Source organism: uncultured Marinobacter sp., from assembly GCF_947488835.1.
Classification (GTDB): domain Bacteria; phylum Pseudomonadota; class Gammaproteobacteria; order Pseudomonadales; family Oleiphilaceae; genus Marinobacter.
This window is the reverse complement of record NZ_CANLBK010000001.1, coordinates 1,277,173-1,295,765: the sequence shown is the minus strand read 5'-3', so window position 1 is coordinate 1,295,765 and position 18,593 is coordinate 1,277,173. Positions and strand designations below refer to the sequence as shown.

The following is an 18,593-nucleotide window of genomic DNA, read 5'->3' as shown; positions in this document are numbered from 1 at the left end:
GATTGCTATGCAGATAGGAAACACCACCGCCGGTTATGGTTGGCTGGCTATTGTTGCCCACTGGGTTGTTGCTTTAGCGGTGTTGGGTTTATTTGCTTTGGGCTTCTGGATGGTTGATCTGTCGTACTACGACGAGTGGTACCGGCGCGGTCCAGACATTCACCGCAGTGTCGGTGTTTTATTATTTGCACTGGTGGTGTTCCGATTGCTTTGGCGGTTGATGTCCCCATCACCGGATTCGATTGCGGCGCACAAACGCTGGGAGGTATTAAGTGCCCGCGCAGCTCACGGCTTGTTGTATGTTCTGATTTTTGTCGCCATGGTGAGCGGGTATTTGATTTCAACCGCCGACGGTTCATCCATAAGCGTATTTGGCTGGTTTGAAGTGCCATCGGTGACTGGTCAGATTAAAGGGTTGGAGGATATCGCCGGGTTGGTGCATTACTGGAGCACCTGGGCGTTGGTTGGCTTGGCCGCACTGCACGCTGCAGGTGCCCTGAAGCACCACTTCATCGACCGTGACGAAACCTTGCGTCGTATGTTGGTTCCGGCGCGACGGAATGATTGAATTTTTCGATGCTGCGCTGAGTTGGCGCATTTCTTTTTACTTAAAGGAGAGTTTTATGAGGAAGTTACTGCTCGCATCTGCCGTTTCCATCGCCCTGGTGGGAAGTGTTCAAGCGAATGAAGCTAGTGGAACCTATGCTTTTGACAAAGAAGGTGCCCATCAGTTCATCACGTTCAAAATCTCCCATCTGGGTTATAGCTGGCTCTATGGCCGCTTCAACGATTTTGATGGTCAGTTCGTTTACGATGCAGAAAACCCCGAAAACAGCACGGTGAATGTAACCATCGATACGGCCAGCCTGGACTCCAACCATGCCGAGCGTGACAAGCACTTGCGCAGCAAAGACTTCCTGGACGTGAGTAAGTTTCCGGAAGCGAGCTTCAAGAGTAAGCGAGTGAATGTTGATGAAGATGGCGAGGCGGATATTGTGGGTGATTTTACGCTGCACGGCGTAACCCGCGAGGTGACCTTGGAAGCGGAAATGTTGGGCCACGGAAAAGACCCTTGGGGCGGTTACCGTATGGGCTTTGAGGCAGAGACAGAGCTGCGACTTGAAGACTTCGGTATCCCCGCAAGCCTTGGCAAAGCCTCCGAGACGGTGGAAATTACAATCTCTATTGAAGGCGTTCGCCAGTAAGTAGTCTTTTTACCCCTACCTGGGCAGGTTCCGGGCTTACACCCGGAATCTGCCTGTTTGCTTCTCCAGTTCGCGTGCGTACCCGTCAAGTGATTGGCTGATGCCGTCAATATCTTTTGATCTTGCCAACCACTTGGGTTTGCTCTTCGGTTGCTGAGGCAACGCTGGTATTCGTGTCAGTAATTCTGGTCATGGCTTCTTCGGATTGGTCTTCCTCCGCCAGCTTTATGACTTTGCGAGCAGATTGCTGCCAATTCTTGAACGCAGCCCGAAACGTTTGCTTGTGGCCATGGTAAGCTCGTGTGTTTGCTGGGATTTACTCAAGTCATAGCAGCGCTGAGCCAGGTGTCAGGTATTAAATCAAAAGTACAATGAGGCAGGTCATTTTTTCGGGACGCTACGCGTCAGAATGCAGGCTCGAATGGGGCGTTGCAGGTGAGTCCTGGTCGGTTTTGCAGGAGCGGCAAAGGTGACGCTGACGCCAGAACTGAGCGGCGAAAATAACAAGCCCGATAAGTAAGCCAGCCCAAAGGTAGGGCGCGGGGGCCTGAAAACTGCCACTGATTGCAAACTCTACAAGAAGCATCAGAGCGACGGCCAGTGCCGCATTCACTATCGCCGTAGTCAGCGCTTGCCCGCAGGCTTTAAGATTGGGTTTCATAGTGTTCCGCTTGATTGAAGGGAAAACGGTCTTCTATTCATCATCGATTAGGAGCATACGGTGCACCTTACAGACTCTCCATGCGGGAATTCCGCTATTGGAAGGGCGCAGATCAGGCGTGAATGAGCTGTTCTGGCTGATATATCCGCAGGTTGTTGGTGTATCAGCTCTGCGCTCCATATAATGTTCCACTGCACCGGCCCCGTGATTAATCAGGGCGCACAGGGTAGCATCACGAACGTATTTCAAATCAGGCAATACAGGCAACAAAAGAGGCATCCATGCCAGAGTTTCAGACCACGGATGAAGGCTTTGAGCGGGTATCACTCCGGGATTACACGGAAAAAGCCTATCTCGACTACTCCATGTACGTCATTCTTGACCGCGCACTTCCCAATGTGGGTGATGGGCTGAAGCCGGTTCAGCGGCGCATTATTTACGCCATGTCAGAGCTGGGTCTTAAATCTACGTCCAAATACAAGAAGTCGGCCCGTACCGTGGGTGATGTTCTTGGTAAGTTTCACCCCCACGGAGATAGCGCCTGTTATGAGGCCATGGTGCTCATGGCTCAGCCCTTCTCCTATCGCTATCCTCTCGTGGACGGTCAGGGTAACTGGGGTGCGCCAGATGATCCCAAATCATTTGCGGCCATGCGTTATACAGAATCTCGGCTGGCGCGCTTTTCTGACCTGCTGCTGACAGAGCTCGGGCACGGAACCGTAGACTGGGTGCCAAACTTTGATGGCACCATGGATGAGCCCTCAGTGCTGCCTGCAAGGCTGCCCCACGTGCTGCTTAACGGCACTACCGGCATCGCTGTGGGCATGGCCACCGACATACCGCCCCATAACGTAAGGGAAGTCACCGCAGCCTGTATCCGGCTGCTGGACGAGCCTGAGGCAACGGTTGACCAACTGTGTGAGCATGTTAAGGGGCCGGATTTCCCTACTAACGCGGAAATCATCACACCTCGAAAAGATCTGCTCCAGATGTACGAAACTGGCCGTGGCTCTTTGCGCATGCGTGCCCGTTGGGTGCGGGAGACCGGTGAGATTGTGGTAACTGATTTGCCGCATCAGGTTTCCGGGAACCGTGTTCTTGAGCAGATTGCTCATCAAATGCAAACTAAAAAACTGCCAATGGTAGCGGATCTCCGTGACGAGTCAGATCATGAGAACCCGACCCGGCTGGTGATTGTACCGCGCTCGAACCGAGTGGATCTCGACGGGCTCATGGCGCACCTGTTTGCCAGCACGGACCTTGAAAAGACCTATCGCGTGAACATCAACGTGATCGGTAACGATGGCCGCCCGGGAGTGAAAGGTCTGCACCAGATGCTTACGGAGTGGCTGGCGTTCCGGCGTACCACTGTGACACGCCGATTGCAGCACCGGCTGGATAAGGTTCTGGCGCGCTTGCACATTCTTGAAGGCCTGTTGATTGCCTACCTGAATATCGATGAAGTCATTCACATTATCCGTACGGAAGATAAACCCAAGCTCGTGTTTATGGAGCGGTTCGGGCTGTCTCCGGAACAGGCTGAATCCATCCTTGAGCTGAAGTTGCGGCACCTGGCGAAGCTTGAGGAAATGAAAATCCGTGGTGAGCAGGATGAGCTGGCCGCGGAGCGGGATGAACTCCAGTCCATTCTGGGTTCTGAAACTCGCTTGAGTGATCTGATCAAAAGTGAGCTGCTGGCCGATGCTGAAGAATATGGCGACGATCGCCGTTCGCCCATTGTTGAGCGTGAAGAAGCGAAGGCGTTCAGTGAGAATGACCTGGTATCCAACGATCCGGTTACCGTTGTGCTGTCGGATAAGGGCTGGGTGCGAGCGGCCAAAGGCCATGACATAGACCCGGACGGGCTGAACTACAAATCCGGAGATGGCTTCGCTCTGGCGGCCCGAGGGCGTAATAACCAACAGACTATTTTTATCGACTCTACTGGCCGGGCTTACTCATTGATGGCTCATAGCCTGCCATCGGCGCGAGGGCAGGGTGAGCCACTTACGGGCAGGATCAACCCACCATCGGGGGCCAGCTTTTCAGGTCTCTTGATGGGTGACCCGGCCCGCAAGGCACTGCTGGTAACCGATGGTGGCTACGGCTTTGTGACGTCGCTGAACGATATGATCAGCAAGAACCGGAACGGCAAGGCAGTAGTCAGCGTACCAAAAGGCGCCAAAATCATGTCGCCGGTCGTCATCCCGGCTACCGACAAAATGCTCTATCTCGGGGCAATCTCCAATGAAGGCAGAATGCTTGTGTTCCCACTCAGTGAGCTACCAGAGCTGAGCAAGGGTAAGGGTAACAAGATTATCAGCATCCCTTCTGCACGGGTGCAGAGCCGCGAAGAATATGTGGTGGCTGTTGCAGTGTTCGCAGAGGATGATCAGTTGGAAATTCGTGCTGGCAAACGCAAGATGGGGCTCCAATTTGCCGATCTTGAACACTATATTGGCGAGCGTGGCCGGCGCGGGCATAAGTTGCCCCGTGGTTTGCAGCGTGTTGATGCCATTGATGTGATCCCTTCTGCCGCCCGGGCAAAGGAAGAAGAAAACTCCAAATTGGAGAGTTCTGAAAATGGAGATCTCCAACCGTGAGTGAGCTCGTTCTGATTAACGTATCCGGGCGCGACAAGCCAGGTCTTACGTCGGAAATTACCGGAATTATGGGGCGGTATGACGTTCGGATTCTCGACATAGGCCAGGCGGTAATCCACGACCACCTTACCTGGGGCATTCTCATCGAGATTCCGGACGAGTCGAAATCCTCGCCGGTGATCCGTGATCTTCTGTTCCGCTTTCATGCCTTGGATCTTCAGGTGAGGTTTGCTCCGATCACCATCGAGGAATACCAGAACTGGGCTGAGGGTCGTAATCGAGCCTGTTATATCGTTACGCTGCTTTCCCGAGACATCAAGGCGGAACAGATTGCCAGAGTTTCGGCCATTACTGCCCGGCACGGACTGAACATTGATAATATTTCCAGGCTGTCGGCCCGGCCTTCACTGAACTCGTCCAAAGACGGAATTGCTTGTGTAGAGTTTTCGGTGCGAGGCACGCCATCCGATCTTGAGCAGCTAAGAGCAGATTTCCTTCACATAGCGGGCGAGATGAATGTGGATATCGCATTCCAGGAAGACTCTATCTTCCGCCGCAATCGCCGCTTGGTCGTGTTCGATATGGACTCCACCCTGATTGAAGCCGAAGTGATCGATGAGTTGGCTCTTGAGGCAGGTGTGGGTGAGCAGGTCGCAGAGATCACCGAGCGTGCAATGCAGGGAGAGCTGGATTTCAGCCAGAGCTTTGCAGAGCGCCTTGCACTGCTTAAAGGTCTGGATGAATCTGTGTTGGAGCGGGTGGCCAGCCGGTTGAAGATGACGGAAGGTGCTGAGCATCTGATCCGGAGCCTGAAAGCCTTGGGCTACCGCACCGCAATTCTCTCCGGTGGCTTTACCTATTTTGCCAAGCACCTGCAGGGCAAGTTGGGCATTGATTATATCTATGCCAATGAACTGGAGATCCGGGATGGCAAGGTAACCGGTGAGGTTTCCGGCCAGATTGTTGATGGCAAGCGTAAAGCAGAGCTTTTACTGGAAATTGCGGGTAAAGAACATATCTCCCGGGAGCAGGTTATTGCTGTGGGGGATGGTGCCAACGATCTTCCTATGTTGAGCCAGGCTGGCCTGGGCGTTGCCTTCCGGGCAAAACCCCTGGTTAAGGAGTCTGCCCGGCATGCTATTTCAACGCTTGGTCTGGACGCTATTCTCTATCTGATTGGTTTTCGTGAAAGTGAAACCAACCATGGGTTGAAGAACGCCGGTTTGTGAGCCGGCGCTCTTCAGGCTCAGTGATCGCCGAAGTCGTAATTCATCTCGGCGGCAGGGGCTTGCAGGTAGTAGCCCTGAATGTAGTTCACGCCAGCCTGCCATAGGGTGGCAAGAATGCTGGCATTCTCTACCAGAGGGATAATGGTGAGTTTGCCGGCGCTTTGCAGGCTCTTTACCAGTTCCTTCATGTGCTCCTTGGCTTTGTCACTCTTCTGCAGTTCTTCCGTAAACGAACCGTCTATTTTCACATAATCCGCATTTATGTGCTTCAGCGTCAGGAACGGATCCAGTGCGCAGCCGAACTGGGCAATGGAGAGCTTGCAGTGAAGCTCGTGCAAGGCTTTGGTTAGTTCCTTGGCCTGTCTTGTATAGTTGTTCGCATCGCCCTCGCGGATCTGAAAAATCAGTGCATCGCCAGGCAGGCGTGCTGCTTTCAGTGCTACGCTCAGCCAGGGTGTGAACGTTTTGTCTTGTATTGTCTCAGCCGTCACGTTAAGGAACATGCGGGTATCCTTGCCTTTGGCACGATGGCTGGCCAACTGCTTTACGGACTGCAGGATAACCCATCGGTCAATTTTGATGGCGGTATCGCTTGGCCCCATAGGGGGTAGGAAATCGTAGGGTGAGACTTCTTTCTCATCCTTGTCGAGCATTCGAACGAAGGCTTCGTAATGCTCTTCGCCTTCACCGCGAAGGTTTATAATTGGCTGGAACAGGAGCTTGAACCGGTCTTCGTCCAGCGCCTTCAGGATGGCGTCAATGGAGTTGCTGTCATCCAGTGATTCGTGATCTATTGGATTGTAAACCCCGATGCCATTGCCTTGAGAGCGGCCTTCCTGCTTGCGCACTTCTGAAGACGCAACATGGGCCCGCGCCAGAAGCTCTTCCGTTTTAGGTGAATTTTCGGTGATGGATGCAATGCCAATGCTGACACTCAGTGGAACGGTACGTCCGTTTATATCGAACAGGTGCTCATCCACAGCTTTGCGGACTTGTTCACACCTGGCGATCATCGATTTCTCATCGCAGGGAAGACTCAGTAGGCCAAACGCGTCATCGCTCAGGCGTGCCAGCATGAAGTCGTCTCCAGCCTGCTCTTTCAGAAGGCTGGCCAGATCCCCTAGCAGTAGATCAGCGCCGGAGATGCCCACGTCGCTTTTCATGGACATAAAATTGTCGAGAGCGATGTAGGCCAGCGCGCCGGTTTCATTGTCCTTGCCAGCTTTGGCAATCGCCTGCTCGAGTTCTTTCATCAGGTATTGGCGATTAAACAGGCCGGTAAGAAGGTCCTGGCTGCTGATCTCTCTTAGTTTCTCTTCCAGTTCCGCATCGCTGTGCTCGGGCTGAAGAACAATCTGGGTACAGGTTTCACCGTCGTAGGTTGCCGCAGACACTGACATGGTTACATTCAGTTCGTGGTCATCGCTGCGCCTGGTTGTGCAGTTAAGCGTCATGCTATCTTCGCTGTTCTCGGTAAACGACTTCATGAACGACCTGTAGTCTGCCTGGCTCTCGGACGTCAGAGTGTCCAGAACCGGGGTGCACATCAAATCATCAATATCGTCGTAGCCGAGAAATTCCAGATAGGACTGGTTGGCATAAATATGCATGCCGTCATTAATATAGGCGATAGCGTCTTTAGAGCTTTCCAGAAGGAGTTGGCACCGCTGCTCCGCTTCGCGCAAGTGAGACTCTAACGCCCGGCGACGGCGGCGGTCTTCAAGGGCCCTCAGTTCGCGCTTGACCGTGAGCACCAGAAGATCGCTGTGCTCAAACTGCACAGTTCCCTGAGCGCCGGCCTTCATGACAGCAACGGTTCTTTCACGGTTTTCCTCTGTAGTCAGAACCAGGCAGGGGATGTCTTTGTCCATGCGTTTTATCATGGCCAAAGTATCGTCTGCTGTGAATTCCTGCTCCAGATCCCGGGCTAATAGCAGATCCCAGTTGCCGCTTTTGAGGGCTTCTTCCAGATCCTCTTCGGACGTAATGCGATGTGCTCTTGTGGCTTTGCCTGCGTTTCTCAGCAGACTAATCACAGATTCCGCATCATTCTGAGAAGGGTCGAGAATCAGGAGGTGTACGGTCGGGTTCTGTTTCTGCATTCCTTAGGCGTCTCGTCATACAGGTTGGCGGGGCCGGCCACGGCAGAGGAGTAATCTACCCTGGATACAGTATCTCGTTGGAAACTGTGAACTGGTGCTGCGAGACCGGACTATCACTATAGCTATCGCTGAATGATGCAGGGGTTGTGGCGTAATAACAAGTGGTCGGCGGATTGCTGGGCAACCCGCCGGAAAAGATTACAGAGATGGCCACAGAGAATCAAAATCGTCTTCACTGGCTACTGCCGGCGATGAAGTGTTGGCAGGTGCGGATGCGACGGTGTTTTTCTGCAGTTTAAGTTCAAACTGGCTGATGCTACCGGTCGATGATACTTTTTTAATTAACTGCCCCTGGTCTTCCCGGCCATCGTGCAGCATGGAGACTCGGCTTCCCGGCTGAAAAGGCAGTCTGGGTGTAATCAGCGTAGCGGCCTGGTTGACCACACTTATCTCCGGGAGCAGAAGCCCGCGCAGATACTCGCTGCTGTTCCCGACCTTCTGAAGAAGGCGGACACCGCAGGGCGAACCGCTGGGTGCAAGCAGTTCGATACCAATTTGAGTGCCCTGATTCTTGACTTGCCGAATCCAGCGGACCACCGCAATGCTCCAGGGGTGTGAGCGCTGCTCCCGAACACCAAGAACCTCTCCGGCCTGCATGGAGGGCGGAACGCTGGCCTCCCATGAAACGCAATAGCCGCCGGGACTGGTATTTACCAGCAACGTGGAGTGTGACTTCGGCCGGTTTTTATCGGTTGTGGTTGTGGGAGTATTTCCAAAGCTGCCGCGAAAGTTTATTGGTGAATCTGCTGTGTGCAGGCGATCATCGCTCGGTGCCACATCGTGAGCGCTGCCCCAGGCATCTGCGCGCTTGCGGGATGAGCGAATAAAAACGTTCTCCTCATCCTCCGGGCCGTTGTCATTGCCGGACACGAACTCTGTAAACGACTTTTCGCCTGCAATGAAATAGTGGGCAGCAGTCAGCCCCACGCAAATCTCAAGCGTTCCCTGGCTGGCAATCCGGTTGAAATTCCTCTTGGCCAAAATGCCCAGAGCCTGGCTCAGGTGAGTGAGCAGTGTGTCGCTCACGTTGCCCGGAATCTTTAGCGCATCCGGGGCAGGCTGCTGGCGGAGCCTTGCATCAAGGCTCTCGGAAATCATGGTGGCAAGCTGTCTGGTGTCAAAGGCGAAGCTTTCGTCGCCAGGCTTATGCTCCAGCAGGCTTCTGTAGACCGGCGAGTTGTCCCGCTCCAGGTTCACAACAAAAAGACTGTCTTCGTCGATGTTGGTTCCACACTGGGAGTGCTCTGTCCAGCCTTCAAACAGGTCGTACGCTTGGAGCAGTTCTGACTGCCTGAGCTGGTTTGGCCTGGCACAACCGAGGAGCAGCAAGCGTTTGTAACTGTCTGCGACCGTGCTGGCCTGTCTTTGTTTGAGAGTGCTGTCTTCTACCGCTATGTCGGCAAGCTTATTACGATGAGCAAACCGGAACATGCGGTGGCACTCAAGCCAACTTTGTGCGGGGCTGGGGCAATAGAGCTGGTGCGAGCGTAGAACGGTCGAAGCAAGCTCAGAGGTAGCTCGATGAATGGCAGTTGCGATCAGCTTGCGGTTTTTATCCAGCCCGCCGTCGTCAAGCGCTTCCAGAAGGCAAAGCTTGTAACCACTGGCGAGATGCAGTTGAAGTGCCTGAGACAGATTGGCAATTTTACGTTGTTTCTCAGGCAGGGCGATCGCGAGTCCCAAATAATGGCGTGATAACTCATCGCACACGAAGTGAATCTTGTCGCGAATCAACTCAAGAAACTGAAGGCGTTGCTGGGGCGCAAGAAACAGGTGGTTGAGCTCGATAATCGCGTGATAGAGCTGGCGCGATACTTCGCCAATGTTGGCCATAGGGAGCTGGCGAATCCAGCCCTTGAAAGCCTTGGGCGTTGTATCGCAGAACGACAGGCTTGCCGTTTTCTGTTCGGGAACACGGAGATCGGGTTTGAGGATCGTGCCTTCCATGAATATGCGCCAATATCAGGACCAGGTTTGGTAATACGGCCCCGCTCAACCCGCGCAGCAACGACTGCTGTAATATGTCGGTTGGTCAGGAAAACGCCGTAAATACATATTTCTACAATTTAGACAGTACTGGACTTTAAAATAGCAAACTAGTGTAAGAAAGCTAGAAAATCACATGTTGACAATATTTGACATCTTTATTCAGGCCCGTTCAGATTTGTGGCCTCAACGGCCATCGACAAAGAGGTCAATGGGTGTTTTTGCTGGCTTTCCCGGAATTTCGCGAACCAGTCTTGGTACCAGGAAGCCGGGTAGTCTGGAGAGTAAATCCTTAACTAGTAGTCGGGCCTCTTCATCCGTAACGTCAAAATGCTGTGCGCCAGCGACCGGATCAAAGGCATGAAGGTAGTAAGGCATAATGCCAGCGTCAAATAGAGCTTCGCTCAGGTTCTCCAGCACCCCTGCGTCATCGTTGACCCCTCTGAGAATAACGCTCTGGTTGAGCAGAGTTACGCCGGCTGCGCGAAGGTACCCCATAGCGCGTCGTGTTGGGTGATCGATTTCTGCGGGGTGATTGATGTGCAAAACCATCACCACCTGCACAGGCGTGTTGCTGATCCACTTAAGCAGCGCATCACATACACGCTGAGGTATGACAACAGGAAGGCGCGTATGTATGCGAATACGGCGAATGTGTGGAATGCTGCTGAGGGCAGAAGTCCACTGAGACAATAATTGATCATTAACCGCGAGAGGATCGCCGCCGCTGAAAATTATTTCGTTGATTTCCGGACTTGCGGCGAGCGTATCAAGCACCTGTTGCCGGTCGGAAGGGCTCAGGCGTTGTTCGTTGTAAGGAAAGTGCCTGCGAAAACAGTAACGACAGTTAATGGCGCACTGGCCCGTAACCATCAAAAGCGCCCGGCTGCGGTACTTGCGAATGAGACCTGTGGTCTGGATGGCTCCGTCTTCCTGCAGTGGGTCGGTAACGAAACCTTGCGCTGCACGTGCCTCAGCATGGAGTGGCAGTATTTGCCGCAGCAGCGGGTCGGCCGGATTACCTTTCTCCATTCGATTCAGGAAGGGCTCGGGCACCCTGAGCTGAAACAGCTGGTGCCCGGCCTCAGCGCCAGCAAGCCATTGATCAGCGGGTAGGTCCAGGCGCGACAGCAACTCATGGGGTGAAGTGATTGATTCAGAAAGCAGCTGTTGCCAGCTCCGATTGTCATCGCCTGAAAGCCGGGCTTCTATAGAGGTAGGGGTTCGCTGTATCATAGAGGCCTTTGAAAATTAAACAGCATTTTGGCAGGTGGACATTTCATGGCTTCATATTCTACCAACGAATTTCGCGGCGGTCTTAAAGTATTACTTGATGGCGACCCCTGCATAATCGTAGAGAACGAAATTGTAAAACCCGGTAAGGGGCAGGCGTTTAACCGGGTCAAGCTACGCAACCTGATGACTAACCGCGTGTGGGATCGCACCTTCAAGTCTGGCGAAAGCCTCGAAGGGGCCGACGTGATGGATCACGATATGGAATATCTCTATACCGATGGAGAGTTCTGGCACTTCATGCTTACCGATGGCTCTTTTGAGCAATACGCTGCAGACGCAAAAGCGGTGGGCGACACTATCAAGTGGCTCAAAGAGCAAGACGTATACACAGTTACGCTTTATAACGGTGCACCGCTGACAGTCACTCCGCCAAACTTTGTTGAGCTGGAAGTGGTTGAAACCGACCCAGGCATGAAAGGTGATACAGCGCAGGGTGGTTCAAAGCCCGCAACCTTGTCGACAGGCGCCGTTGTCAGCGTGCCCCTGTTCATCACCATCGGCGAAGTGCTGAAAGTCGACACCCGTTCCGGTGAGTACATGAACCGGGTAAAAAGCTGAAGCCTACATGAAAAGTCAGCCTGATTGGCAGCCCACGGCCTCCCGGGCAGCCTTGAAAAGCCGCGCACAGCAATCAGCCTTCGTGCGCGGCTTTTTTGCCCAGCGCGATGTATTGGAGGTCGAAACCCCGATACTGGGCCGCTGCGGCGTAACCGAACCCAACCTTGACGGCATATTTGCGCAGGTAGATGCTCAGGGTATTAAAGGCGGCTGGTTGCAAACCTCCCCGGAATACCACATGAAACGCCTGCTGGCCGCAGGTTCCGACTCCATCTACCAGATATCAAAAGTCTTCCGGAACGGCGAGCGTGGCAGCCGCCATAACCCTGAATTCTCGATGTTGGAATGGTATCGCACAGGTTTTGACGACAAAGCCCTGATGGAAGAAGTTGCCGACCTTGTATGCGGTTGGCTTCAATGCCCCAGGCCACAGGTAATAAGCTACCGCGAAGCAATGATCACCTGGGCCGGCATCGACCCCTTTGTGGTCTCAAAAAACGACCTGCACCAGCGTTGCCGTGAGTGGCTAGAGCCAGAACAGCTGGAAGACCTCAGCCGCGACGGCTGCCTGGACCTGCTGATGAGCTTCGCCGTCGAACCCAATTTGGGTAAAGACGCTCCCCTATTCATCAACCAGTACCCGTCTTCACAAGCCTCCCTGGCCAGAATCTCCAACGTAGAGGGCTTCGACGTAGCTCACCGCTTTGAGCTCTATATTGATGGCATCGAGTTATGCAACGGCTACTGGGAACTCACCCACCCAGACGAACAACGCGCGCGCTTTGGGGCAGATAACCGCTTGCGAGTGGCTGACGGAAAACCCGAAATGGAGGTTGATGAGGCCTTTCTGGCGGCCATAGAGCACGGTTTGCCAGACTGCGCCGGCGTGGCCCTGGGGCTTGACCGCCTGCTGATGTTGAAAGTGGGGACTCGCAACATAGCAGACGTATTAGCATTCCCGCTAGAGAGAGCTTGAGAGCTCCCCAAATGCCTCACCCATGCGAACCACTTTCTCCGCCACCTGATCCGCATTCCAGCTAACACTGCCCTTAGGCATAATCATCACCACCGTAGAGCCCAAGCGGAAGCGCCCCATCTCCTCGCCTTTGGCAAACGAAACAGCACTCTCGCCCTCATAGGTAACCGCCTTAACGCCACTGCTATTGGGCGCCACAACGCCCGCCCAGGGCGTCTCCACACTACCCACAATCATCGCGCCCACAAGCACCAGCGCCATTGGCCCGGCCGCTGTATCAAACATGCAGACTACCCGCTCATTCCGCGCAAACAGATTAGGCACATTCTCCGCAGTAGCCGGGTTTACTGAAAACAGCTTGCCAGGAACATAAATCATCTCCCGAAGCTTACCCGCCATCGGCATGTGAATACGGTGATAATCCTTGGGCGAAAGATAAATCGTAGAAAACTCGCCTCCATGGAAAGGTTCGGCGCGCTGAGCGTCGCCGCCTAGCAGTTCTAACAGGCTGAAAGACTGGCCCTTCGCCTGAAAAACCCGGTCTCCAGCTACCTGGCCAATCTGGCTGATAGCGCCATCAACCGGGCTGACAAACGTACCTTCGCCCTCGGCGACAGGGCGCAGGCCCGGCTTGAGTGCGCGGGTAAAAAAAGCGTTAAAACTCGAGTAAGCCGTTGGATCCTGCTCCGCGGCTTCGCTCATATCTACGCCATAGCGCTTCACAAACCATTTGATGACCCGGTTTTTGAGCGCAGGGGAGCGATCATAATCCGCCAAACGGCCTGCAGCGCGGGAAACCGCAAGCTGCGGAGTGACGTATTGACTCAGAATAAACAGCTTGTCGAACATTTAAATGAGATCCTCTGTACTCGAAGGCGCGAAGTTTAACAAATACTTCAGCAAGAGTGTTGCGTAGGCGCGATCATGTATAGAAATTGTGTCATAGCTTCGCGGATACCGCAGAGGCTTGCTATCATCTGTCCAGAAACGATGTGATCAACACCGGCGCTAGCCTGTAACCACAATATAAAGGCGTACGTCTTACCCATGCTACTTATTATCGGCTCAGTCATTGTTATCGCCAGCGTTCTTGGTGGCTACGTTCTCCACGGCGGCAACCTTATGGTGCTGTGGCAGCCGACAGAGCTGATCATCATTTTTGGTGCGGCTATCGGCTCGTTCATCATTGCCAATCCGCTGCATACCGTGAAGGAGGTGTTCGCGGGTATATTGCGCCTCCTGACAGGCTCTCCGTTCAATAAATCCTATTACATGGATTTACTGAGCTTGCTCTATGAGATATTCGATAAATCCCGCAAACAGGGCGTTATGTCCATTGAGGAGGATATTGATAACCCCGAGTCCAGCGAGATATTCAGCCGCTATCCCGCTGTTATGAAATCCCGGGCGCTGCTCGACTTTATTACAGATTATCTGCGCATCATCAGTGCGGGTAACATGGCTACCCACGAGTTGGAAGGCATGATGGAGAACGAAATTGACAGCCGCCAACATGAACTCGAAGAGCCCGCCCACGCCGTAAACAAAATTGCGGACGCCTTGCCTGGTCTGGGTATTGTAGCGGCGGTGCTCGGTATTGTTATCACCATGAACTTCCTGAGCGAAGGGCCGGAGCGCATTGGCTTGAGTGTTGCTGCAGCCCTTGTGGGCACCTTCCTCGGCATCTGGATGGGCTACGGCTTTGTTGGGCCTACCTCCATCGCCATGGAGCATGCGGCAAAATACGAACTCAAGGCCTATGAATGCGTCAAATCCGCCATCGTTGCGACGGTTTCAGGGCAGGCGCCTCAAATGGCCATCGAATTTGGTCGAAAAGCATTACCTACAGACAAGCGGCCTGGGTTCCAGGAGCTGAACGATCATGTGCGTGCCAAATAACGCAGGCTGAGCCCGGAGTATATTTGTGGAACAGCAGCCGATAATCATCAAACGCAAAAAAGTCGTCGCTGCGGGCCATCATGGTGGTTCCTGGAAGGTCGCATTTGCCGACTTTGCGACAGCGATGATGGCGTTCTTTCTTGTGCTCTGGCTCACCGCAACTGCCTCACCTGAGCAGATAAAAGCAGTGGAGGGCTATTTCCGCGATCCTGTCGGTTTTACGGAAGGTGGTACCCCCAACCCCGTAGACCTGGGAGGCAGTGCTTCAGTTGTTAACGAGTCCAGTCAGGATATTGAAGCAAATCCCGTTGTGATTGCCGATGAGGTAGTTGATACGCTGGCAGAAACCCTAGAGCAGCGCCGCATGGAAGAATTGTTCCAAGAGTTGAAGCAGCGAATCGAAGAGAACGAAACCCTGAAAGAGTTCAAAGATCAGCTGCTGATTGATATCACGGATGAAGGTCTTCGGATCCAGATTGTGGATCGCTCCGGCCGCCCCATGTTCGACAGCGGCAGGGCCGAACTAAAGTACTATTCTCAGGAAATCCTGTTTGAACTGGCAAAAACTCTGGGCGCTGTCGACAACAAACTCAGTATTACCGGCCATACCGACGCCACCCCCTTTGGTGGTCGCCCAGGTTATACCAACTGGGAGCTTTCAGCAGACCGCGCCAACACCGCGCGACGGGCATTGGTAGCGGGCGGCGTGCGCGCTCAGCAGATTGCGAGGGTAGTGGGGCTGAGCGATTCCGTGCTGTTTGATCAAGATGAACCAACAGCGCCCATCAATCGCCGTATTTCTATCATTGTGCTTAACAAGAAAACCATAAGCAGCATCCACAGCAGCGCCAGCGCCAAGGGTGCACCTCTGATTGACCTCACGGTTCCTTCAGAGGAAGAGCAGAAAAAAGCTATGGAAAGCCTTGAAAGTGGCGACTGGCAGAAAGAAAAAGAAGAACCCGCGCCGGGCGAGCTAAACTGGTGAAACGCCCGGAAACCTGGGGCTCAATCGGCTTTTAAACCCCGCGACTGCTGCTCCGCCATGTCCTGAAGAATACGATGAAAACTGCGCCGCCGCTCCGGGCTAAGCGTGCCCGATTCCACAGCCGCATCAATGGCACAACCCGGGTCCCCCAGGTGACGGCAATTGCGAAATTTGCAGTATCCCATCACCTCACGAATCTCCCGAAACCCGTATTCAATCTCCTGTGGTGACATATGCCACAGACCAAACTCCCGGATACCCGGCGAATCGATCAGATCGCCACCCATTGGCAGATGGAACAACTTTGCCGTAGTGGTGGTATGAACACCCTTGCCGGTGCTCTCTGAAACTGCACCCACACGAATCGCCTCATCGGGCATCAGCGTTTGAATAATCGACGACTTACCAACACCTGACTGCCCCACAAACGCACTGGTTTTACCCTTAACCAGCGCCTCAACCTCCGGCGAAGGCGCGCCATCGAACTGCACGGCAGACGTGCGCACAATCTCATAACCCAGCGCCGAATAACGCGCTAATAGCGCGTCGATTTGATCCCGGTTCTGATCCGTAATCAGATCCGTCTTGTTCAGCAGAATTACCGCAGGAATATCGGTGGTTTCAGACGCCACCAAATACCGGTCAATCAAATTATCGTGAGGCTCCGGCTCCGGTGCGATTACCAGAATAATATGATCAATATTCGCCGCCACCGGCTTCACCGCGCCAAAGTTATCCGGCCGTTGCAGCAAATTGTCACGCTCACAACGGGCAACAATTACCCCCGTTTCACTCTTGCCTGGCCGCCAGACAACCCGATCACCCGTCACCAGACTGTCAATATTCGCCCGAACAAAACAGCGCACAACAGCACCCTTGTGCTCACCTTCCAGCGCCTCAACATCCAGCTGTTGCCCGTAGTGGGCAATAATCAGCCCTTCCTGCTCAGGCCCCAGCTCACCCGCATCGGCTTGCGCCTGAACTGATTTTTCTTTACGAGCTGCACGGGCTGCACGTTCCTCTTGAATCTTCTTGATCCGGAATTGCTGTTGCTTGTTCAGTTGCCGTTTTGCCATAAGGTCTCAGTTAACACGGATGAAAGTTGTGACGTTGCTGTGACATCATACGGGAATAAATTTTGTGCGGCTTTAATATGGCTGTTTCACTTGCGATATAACGCCAAATTTTGGGGTGGGGCTGCCTTCTACCTACCGGGAATGCCGGCGGCGATGGATGGCCGACGACAAGCGCACATGGATGTGCTCGTAGCGGTTCCCGGTAGGTAGAAGGCAGTTCCACCTACCACCGATGTTTGATGAATAATGAGGAAAAAAGAATGTCAGCAGGCAACCACCTGGTTTGGATCGATCTCGAAATGACCGGCCTTGATCCGGAAAAAGAACGCATCATAGAAATGGCCACCATCATCACCGATTCCGAACTGAATCTGGTGGCTGAAGGCCCGGTTATTGCCATCCACCAACCCGAAAGCCTACTCGAAGCCATGGATGAATGGTGCACCCGCACCCACGGCGAAAGCGGCCTCACCAAACGCGTTCAGGAAAGCAAAGTCTCCGAAGCCGAAGCCGAGCAGCAAACCATTGCCTTCCTCAAAGAACACATGCAAAAAGGCCAATCCCCCCTGTGCGGCAACAGCATAGGCCAGGATCGCCGCTTCCTCGTGAAATACATGCCAGAGCTGGAAGACTTCTTCCACTACCGCAACCTCGACGTCTCCACCGTAAAAGAACTGGCCCGCCGCTGGCGCCCGGATGTGCTCGGAGGCGTCAAAAAGAAAGGCAGCCACCTGGCATTAGACGACATCCGCGACTCCATTGAAGAGCTGCGCCACTACCGCGAACACTTCTTTAAACTATAAACCGTGCCGGGCTAACGCCCATTGAACATGCTCGCGGACCATCTCGGAAGAGTGGTTCGCGCGATGTTTAAGCGCCTCGATCACCGGAATAGTCGAAGGCGCATTGCCTAGCCCAACCGCCAAATTTCGCAGCCAACCCTCGTACCCCGTGCGGCGAATAGCTGAACCCTCAGTACGCTTCAAAAACTCTTCCTCAGTCCACAAAAAAAGCTCGGCCAAAGAGCTGTTGTTCAGCCCATGCCGTGGCTGAAAGTCATCCTCCTGCGTCGGCTTCTTGAATTTCTGCCATGGGCATACAAGCTGGCAGTCATCACAACCAAACACACGGTTGCCCATGGGCGCCCGCAACTCCACCGGAATGCTGCCCTTGAGTTCAATGGTGAGATAACTGATGCAGCGCCGAGCATCGAGCACGCGAGCGCCCACGAACGCATCGGTTGGGCACTTATCCAGACACGCAGAGCAACTGCCACAATGATCAGTTTCAAAGGCAGGATCTACCGGCAGTGGCGCACTGGTGAATATTTCACCAAGAAAAAAGAACGAGCCTGCCTTCGGGTGTATCAGCATATTATTTTTGCCAATCCAGCCCAGCCCAGCCCGTTGGGCGAGCGCGCGCTCCAGCACAGGTGCGCTGTCCACAAAGGCACGGTGGTCATAGCCGCTTACCGCATCGTCAATCTTCTTCGCCAGAGTCGCCAGCCGCTTTCGGATCAGCTTGTGATAGTCGCGCCCAAGGGCATAGCGAGTAATATAAGCACCCTCCCGGTTAGTAAGCGCTTCTTTCGGGCTGTCTGGCGTAGGCATGTAATCCATGCGTACAGATATAACGCGGGTGGTTCCAGGTACCAGAGATGCCGGGGTATAGCGCTTGTCCCCGTGGTGGCCCATGTATTCCATTTCCCCCTGATAGCCTTTGTCGAGCCAATCCTGCAGGCGCTGGGCATGCTCGCCGGTATCCGCCGTTGTAATGCCCGCAGCGGAAAACCCGAGTTCTTTGGCCCACTGTCGGATAAGTGTCGGCAAATCAGCCAGTTCCGGTGCGGGGGAAGTGTCCTGTTCTGTTGTGCTCATAAGTACCACTGCTGTACCCGCCATACCGAAGCTGAGGGTACAGATATTTAATTTGATTAAGTTATGACCTTTTCCACCGT

General features: G+C 53.8%; 16 protein-coding genes. 9 read left to right on the top strand and 7 right to left on the bottom strand.

Annotated features, from left to right (window positions below; genetic code table 11):
- Window positions 1-7: 7 nt before the first annotated feature.
- Both Q0824_RS05965 and Q0824_RS05960 read left to right on the top strand, forming a co-directional pair.
- Window positions 8-568, top strand: coding sequence for a cytochrome b (locus Q0824_RS05965; RefSeq protein WP_298448431.1), 561 nt, complete (start codon window positions 8-10; stop codon window positions 566-568).
- Window positions 569-623: 55 nt separating this feature from the next.
- Window positions 624-1,205: a YceI family protein gene (locus Q0824_RS05960; RefSeq protein WP_298448429.1), complete on the top strand. Its 582-nt coding sequence runs from the start codon at window positions 624-626 to the stop codon at window positions 1,203-1,205.
- 397 nt (window positions 1,206-1,602) lie between these two features.
- Here the strand turns inward: Q0824_RS05960 and Q0824_RS05955 are convergent, their stop codons facing one another.
- Complete coding sequence (locus tag Q0824_RS05955; RefSeq protein WP_298448427.1) at window positions 1,603-1,866, bottom strand: hypothetical protein; 264 nt, start codon at window positions 1,864-1,866, stop codon at window positions 1,603-1,605.
- Window positions 1,867-2,147: 281 nt separating this feature from the next.
- Between Q0824_RS05955 and parC the strand changes: the two genes are divergently transcribed.
- Both parC and serB read left to right on the top strand, forming a co-directional pair.
- On the top strand, window positions 2,148-4,469 hold the full coding sequence (gene parC, locus Q0824_RS05950) for a DNA topoisomerase IV subunit A (RefSeq protein WP_298448424.1): 2,322 nt from the start codon (window positions 2,148-2,150) through the stop codon (window positions 4,467-4,469).
- The gene (serB, locus tag Q0824_RS05945) at window positions 4,466-5,698 is read left to right on the top strand and encodes a phosphoserine phosphatase SerB (RefSeq protein ID WP_298448421.1); all 1,233 of its coding nucleotides are present in this window, start codon (window positions 4,466-4,468) and stop codon (window positions 5,696-5,698) included. Before parC ends, serB begins: the two co-directional genes overlap by 4 nt.
- A 17-nt stretch (window positions 5,699-5,715) precedes the next feature.
- On the opposite strand, the gene Q0824_RS05940 is transcribed toward serB, so the two are convergent.
- The 3 genes from Q0824_RS05940 to epmB form a co-directional block, all read right to left on the bottom strand.
- Window positions 5,716-7,800, bottom strand: a complete 2,085-nt coding sequence (locus tag Q0824_RS05940; protein WP_298448418.1) for an EAL domain-containing protein — start codon at window positions 7,798-7,800, stop codon at window positions 5,716-5,718.
- Between the two features lie 198 nt (window positions 7,801-7,998).
- Window positions 7,999-9,807 (bottom strand): GTPase, encoded by a 1,809-nt coding sequence (locus Q0824_RS05935; protein ID WP_298448415.1) that lies wholly within the window; start codon window positions 9,805-9,807, stop codon window positions 7,999-8,001.
- Window positions 9,808-10,032: 225 nt separating this feature from the next.
- A complete protein-coding gene (epmB, locus tag Q0824_RS05930; RefSeq protein WP_298448412.1) occupies window positions 10,033-11,082 on the bottom strand; it encodes an EF-P beta-lysylation protein EpmB in 1,050 nt (349 codons plus the stop codon).
- A 45-nt stretch (window positions 11,083-11,127) separates the two neighbouring features.
- Between epmB and efp the strand changes: the two genes are divergently transcribed.
- Window positions 11,128-11,700 carry an elongation factor P gene (gene efp, locus Q0824_RS05925; RefSeq protein ID WP_298448409.1) on the top strand — a complete coding sequence of 191 codons (573 nt, stop codon included), beginning with the start codon at window positions 11,128-11,130 and terminating at the stop codon, window positions 11,698-11,700.
- A 7-nt stretch (window positions 11,701-11,707) separates the two neighbouring features.
- Entirely contained in the window at window positions 11,708-12,676 is a 969-nt protein-coding gene (epmA, locus tag Q0824_RS05920) for an EF-P lysine aminoacylase EpmA (protein WP_298448405.1), read from the top strand.
- On the opposite strand, the gene asd is transcribed toward epmA, so the two are convergent.
- Window positions 12,662-13,525: an archaetidylserine decarboxylase gene (gene asd / locus Q0824_RS05915; protein WP_298448402.1), complete on the bottom strand. Its 864-nt coding sequence runs from the start codon at window positions 13,523-13,525 to the stop codon at window positions 12,662-12,664. The two genes, epmA and asd, sit on opposite strands and share 15 nt — an antisense overlap.
- Before the next feature lie 198 nt (window positions 13,526-13,723).
- On the opposite strand from asd, the gene motA reads away from it, so the two are divergent.
- Complete coding sequence (motA, locus tag Q0824_RS05910) at window positions 13,724-14,575, top strand: flagellar motor stator protein MotA (protein ID WP_298448398.1); 852 nt, start codon at window positions 13,724-13,726, stop codon at window positions 14,573-14,575.
- A gap of 25 nt (window positions 14,576-14,600) precedes the next feature.
- Window positions 14,601-15,560, top strand: a complete 960-nt coding sequence (motB, locus tag Q0824_RS05905; protein WP_298448395.1) for a flagellar motor protein MotB — start codon at window positions 14,601-14,603, stop codon at window positions 15,558-15,560.
- 20 nt (window positions 15,561-15,580) lie between these two features.
- On the opposite strand, the gene rsgA is transcribed toward motB, so the two are convergent.
- Window positions 15,581-16,636: a small ribosomal subunit biogenesis GTPase RsgA gene (rsgA, locus tag Q0824_RS05900; protein WP_298448393.1), complete on the bottom strand. Its 1,056-nt coding sequence runs from the start codon at window positions 16,634-16,636 to the stop codon at window positions 15,581-15,583.
- A gap of 260 nt (window positions 16,637-16,896) precedes the next feature.
- Between rsgA and orn the strand changes: the two genes are divergently transcribed.
- Window positions 16,897-17,439: an oligoribonuclease gene (orn, locus tag Q0824_RS05895; protein ID WP_298448389.1), complete on the top strand. Its 543-nt coding sequence runs from the start codon at window positions 16,897-16,899 to the stop codon at window positions 17,437-17,439.
- Here the strand turns inward: orn and queG are convergent.
- Window positions 17,434-18,513, bottom strand: coding sequence for a tRNA epoxyqueuosine(34) reductase QueG (gene queG / locus Q0824_RS05890; RefSeq protein WP_298448386.1), 1,080 nt, complete (start codon window positions 18,511-18,513; stop codon window positions 17,434-17,436). The two genes, orn and queG, sit on opposite strands and share 6 nt — an antisense overlap.
- Window positions 18,514-18,593: the final 80 nt, after the last annotated feature.

What these genes read in the sequence shown, in the direction of transcription:
- queG (WP_298448386.1), bottom strand. Translation starts at nt 18,513, where the DNA reads ATGAGCACAACAGAACAGGACACTTCCCCCGCACCGGAACTGGCTGAT.
- epmA (WP_298448405.1), top strand. Translation starts at nt 11,708, where the DNA reads ATGAAAAGTCAGCCTGATTGGCAGCCCACGGCCTCCCGGGCAGCCTTG.
- Q0824_RS05965 (WP_298448431.1), top strand. Translation starts at nt 8, where the DNA reads ATGCAGATAGGAAACACCACCGCCGGTTATGGTTGGCTGGCTATTGTT.
- motA (WP_298448398.1), top strand. Translation starts at nt 13,724, where the DNA reads ATGCTACTTATTATCGGCTCAGTCATTGTTATCGCCAGCGTTCTTGGT.
- Q0824_RS05935 (WP_298448415.1), bottom strand. Translation starts at nt 9,807, where the DNA reads ATGGAAGGCACGATCCTCAAACCCGATCTCCGTGTTCCCGAACAGAAA.
- orn (WP_298448389.1), top strand. Translation starts at nt 16,897, where the DNA reads ATGTCAGCAGGCAACCACCTGGTTTGGATCGATCTCGAAATGACCGGC.
- efp (WP_298448409.1), top strand. Translation starts at nt 11,128, where the DNA reads ATGGCTTCATATTCTACCAACGAATTTCGCGGCGGTCTTAAAGTATTA.
- Q0824_RS05960 (WP_298448429.1), top strand. Translation starts at nt 624, where the DNA reads ATGAGGAAGTTACTGCTCGCATCTGCCGTTTCCATCGCCCTGGTGGGA.
- parC (WP_298448424.1), top strand. Translation starts at nt 2,148, where the DNA reads ATGCCAGAGTTTCAGACCACGGATGAAGGCTTTGAGCGGGTATCACTC.
- Q0824_RS05955 (WP_298448427.1), bottom strand. Translation starts at nt 1,866, where the DNA reads ATGAAACCCAATCTTAAAGCCTGCGGGCAAGCGCTGACTACGGCGATA.
- asd (WP_298448402.1), bottom strand. Translation starts at nt 13,525, where the DNA reads ATGTTCGACAAGCTGTTTATTCTGAGTCAATACGTCACTCCGCAGCTT.
- rsgA (WP_298448393.1), bottom strand. Translation starts at nt 16,636, where the DNA reads ATGGCAAAACGGCAACTGAACAAGCAACAGCAATTCCGGATCAAGAAG.
- Q0824_RS05940 (WP_298448418.1), bottom strand. Translation starts at nt 7,800, where the DNA reads ATGCAGAAACAGAACCCGACCGTACACCTCCTGATTCTCGACCCTTCT.
- epmB (WP_298448412.1), bottom strand. Translation starts at nt 11,082, where the DNA reads ATGATACAGCGAACCCCTACCTCTATAGAAGCCCGGCTTTCAGGCGAT.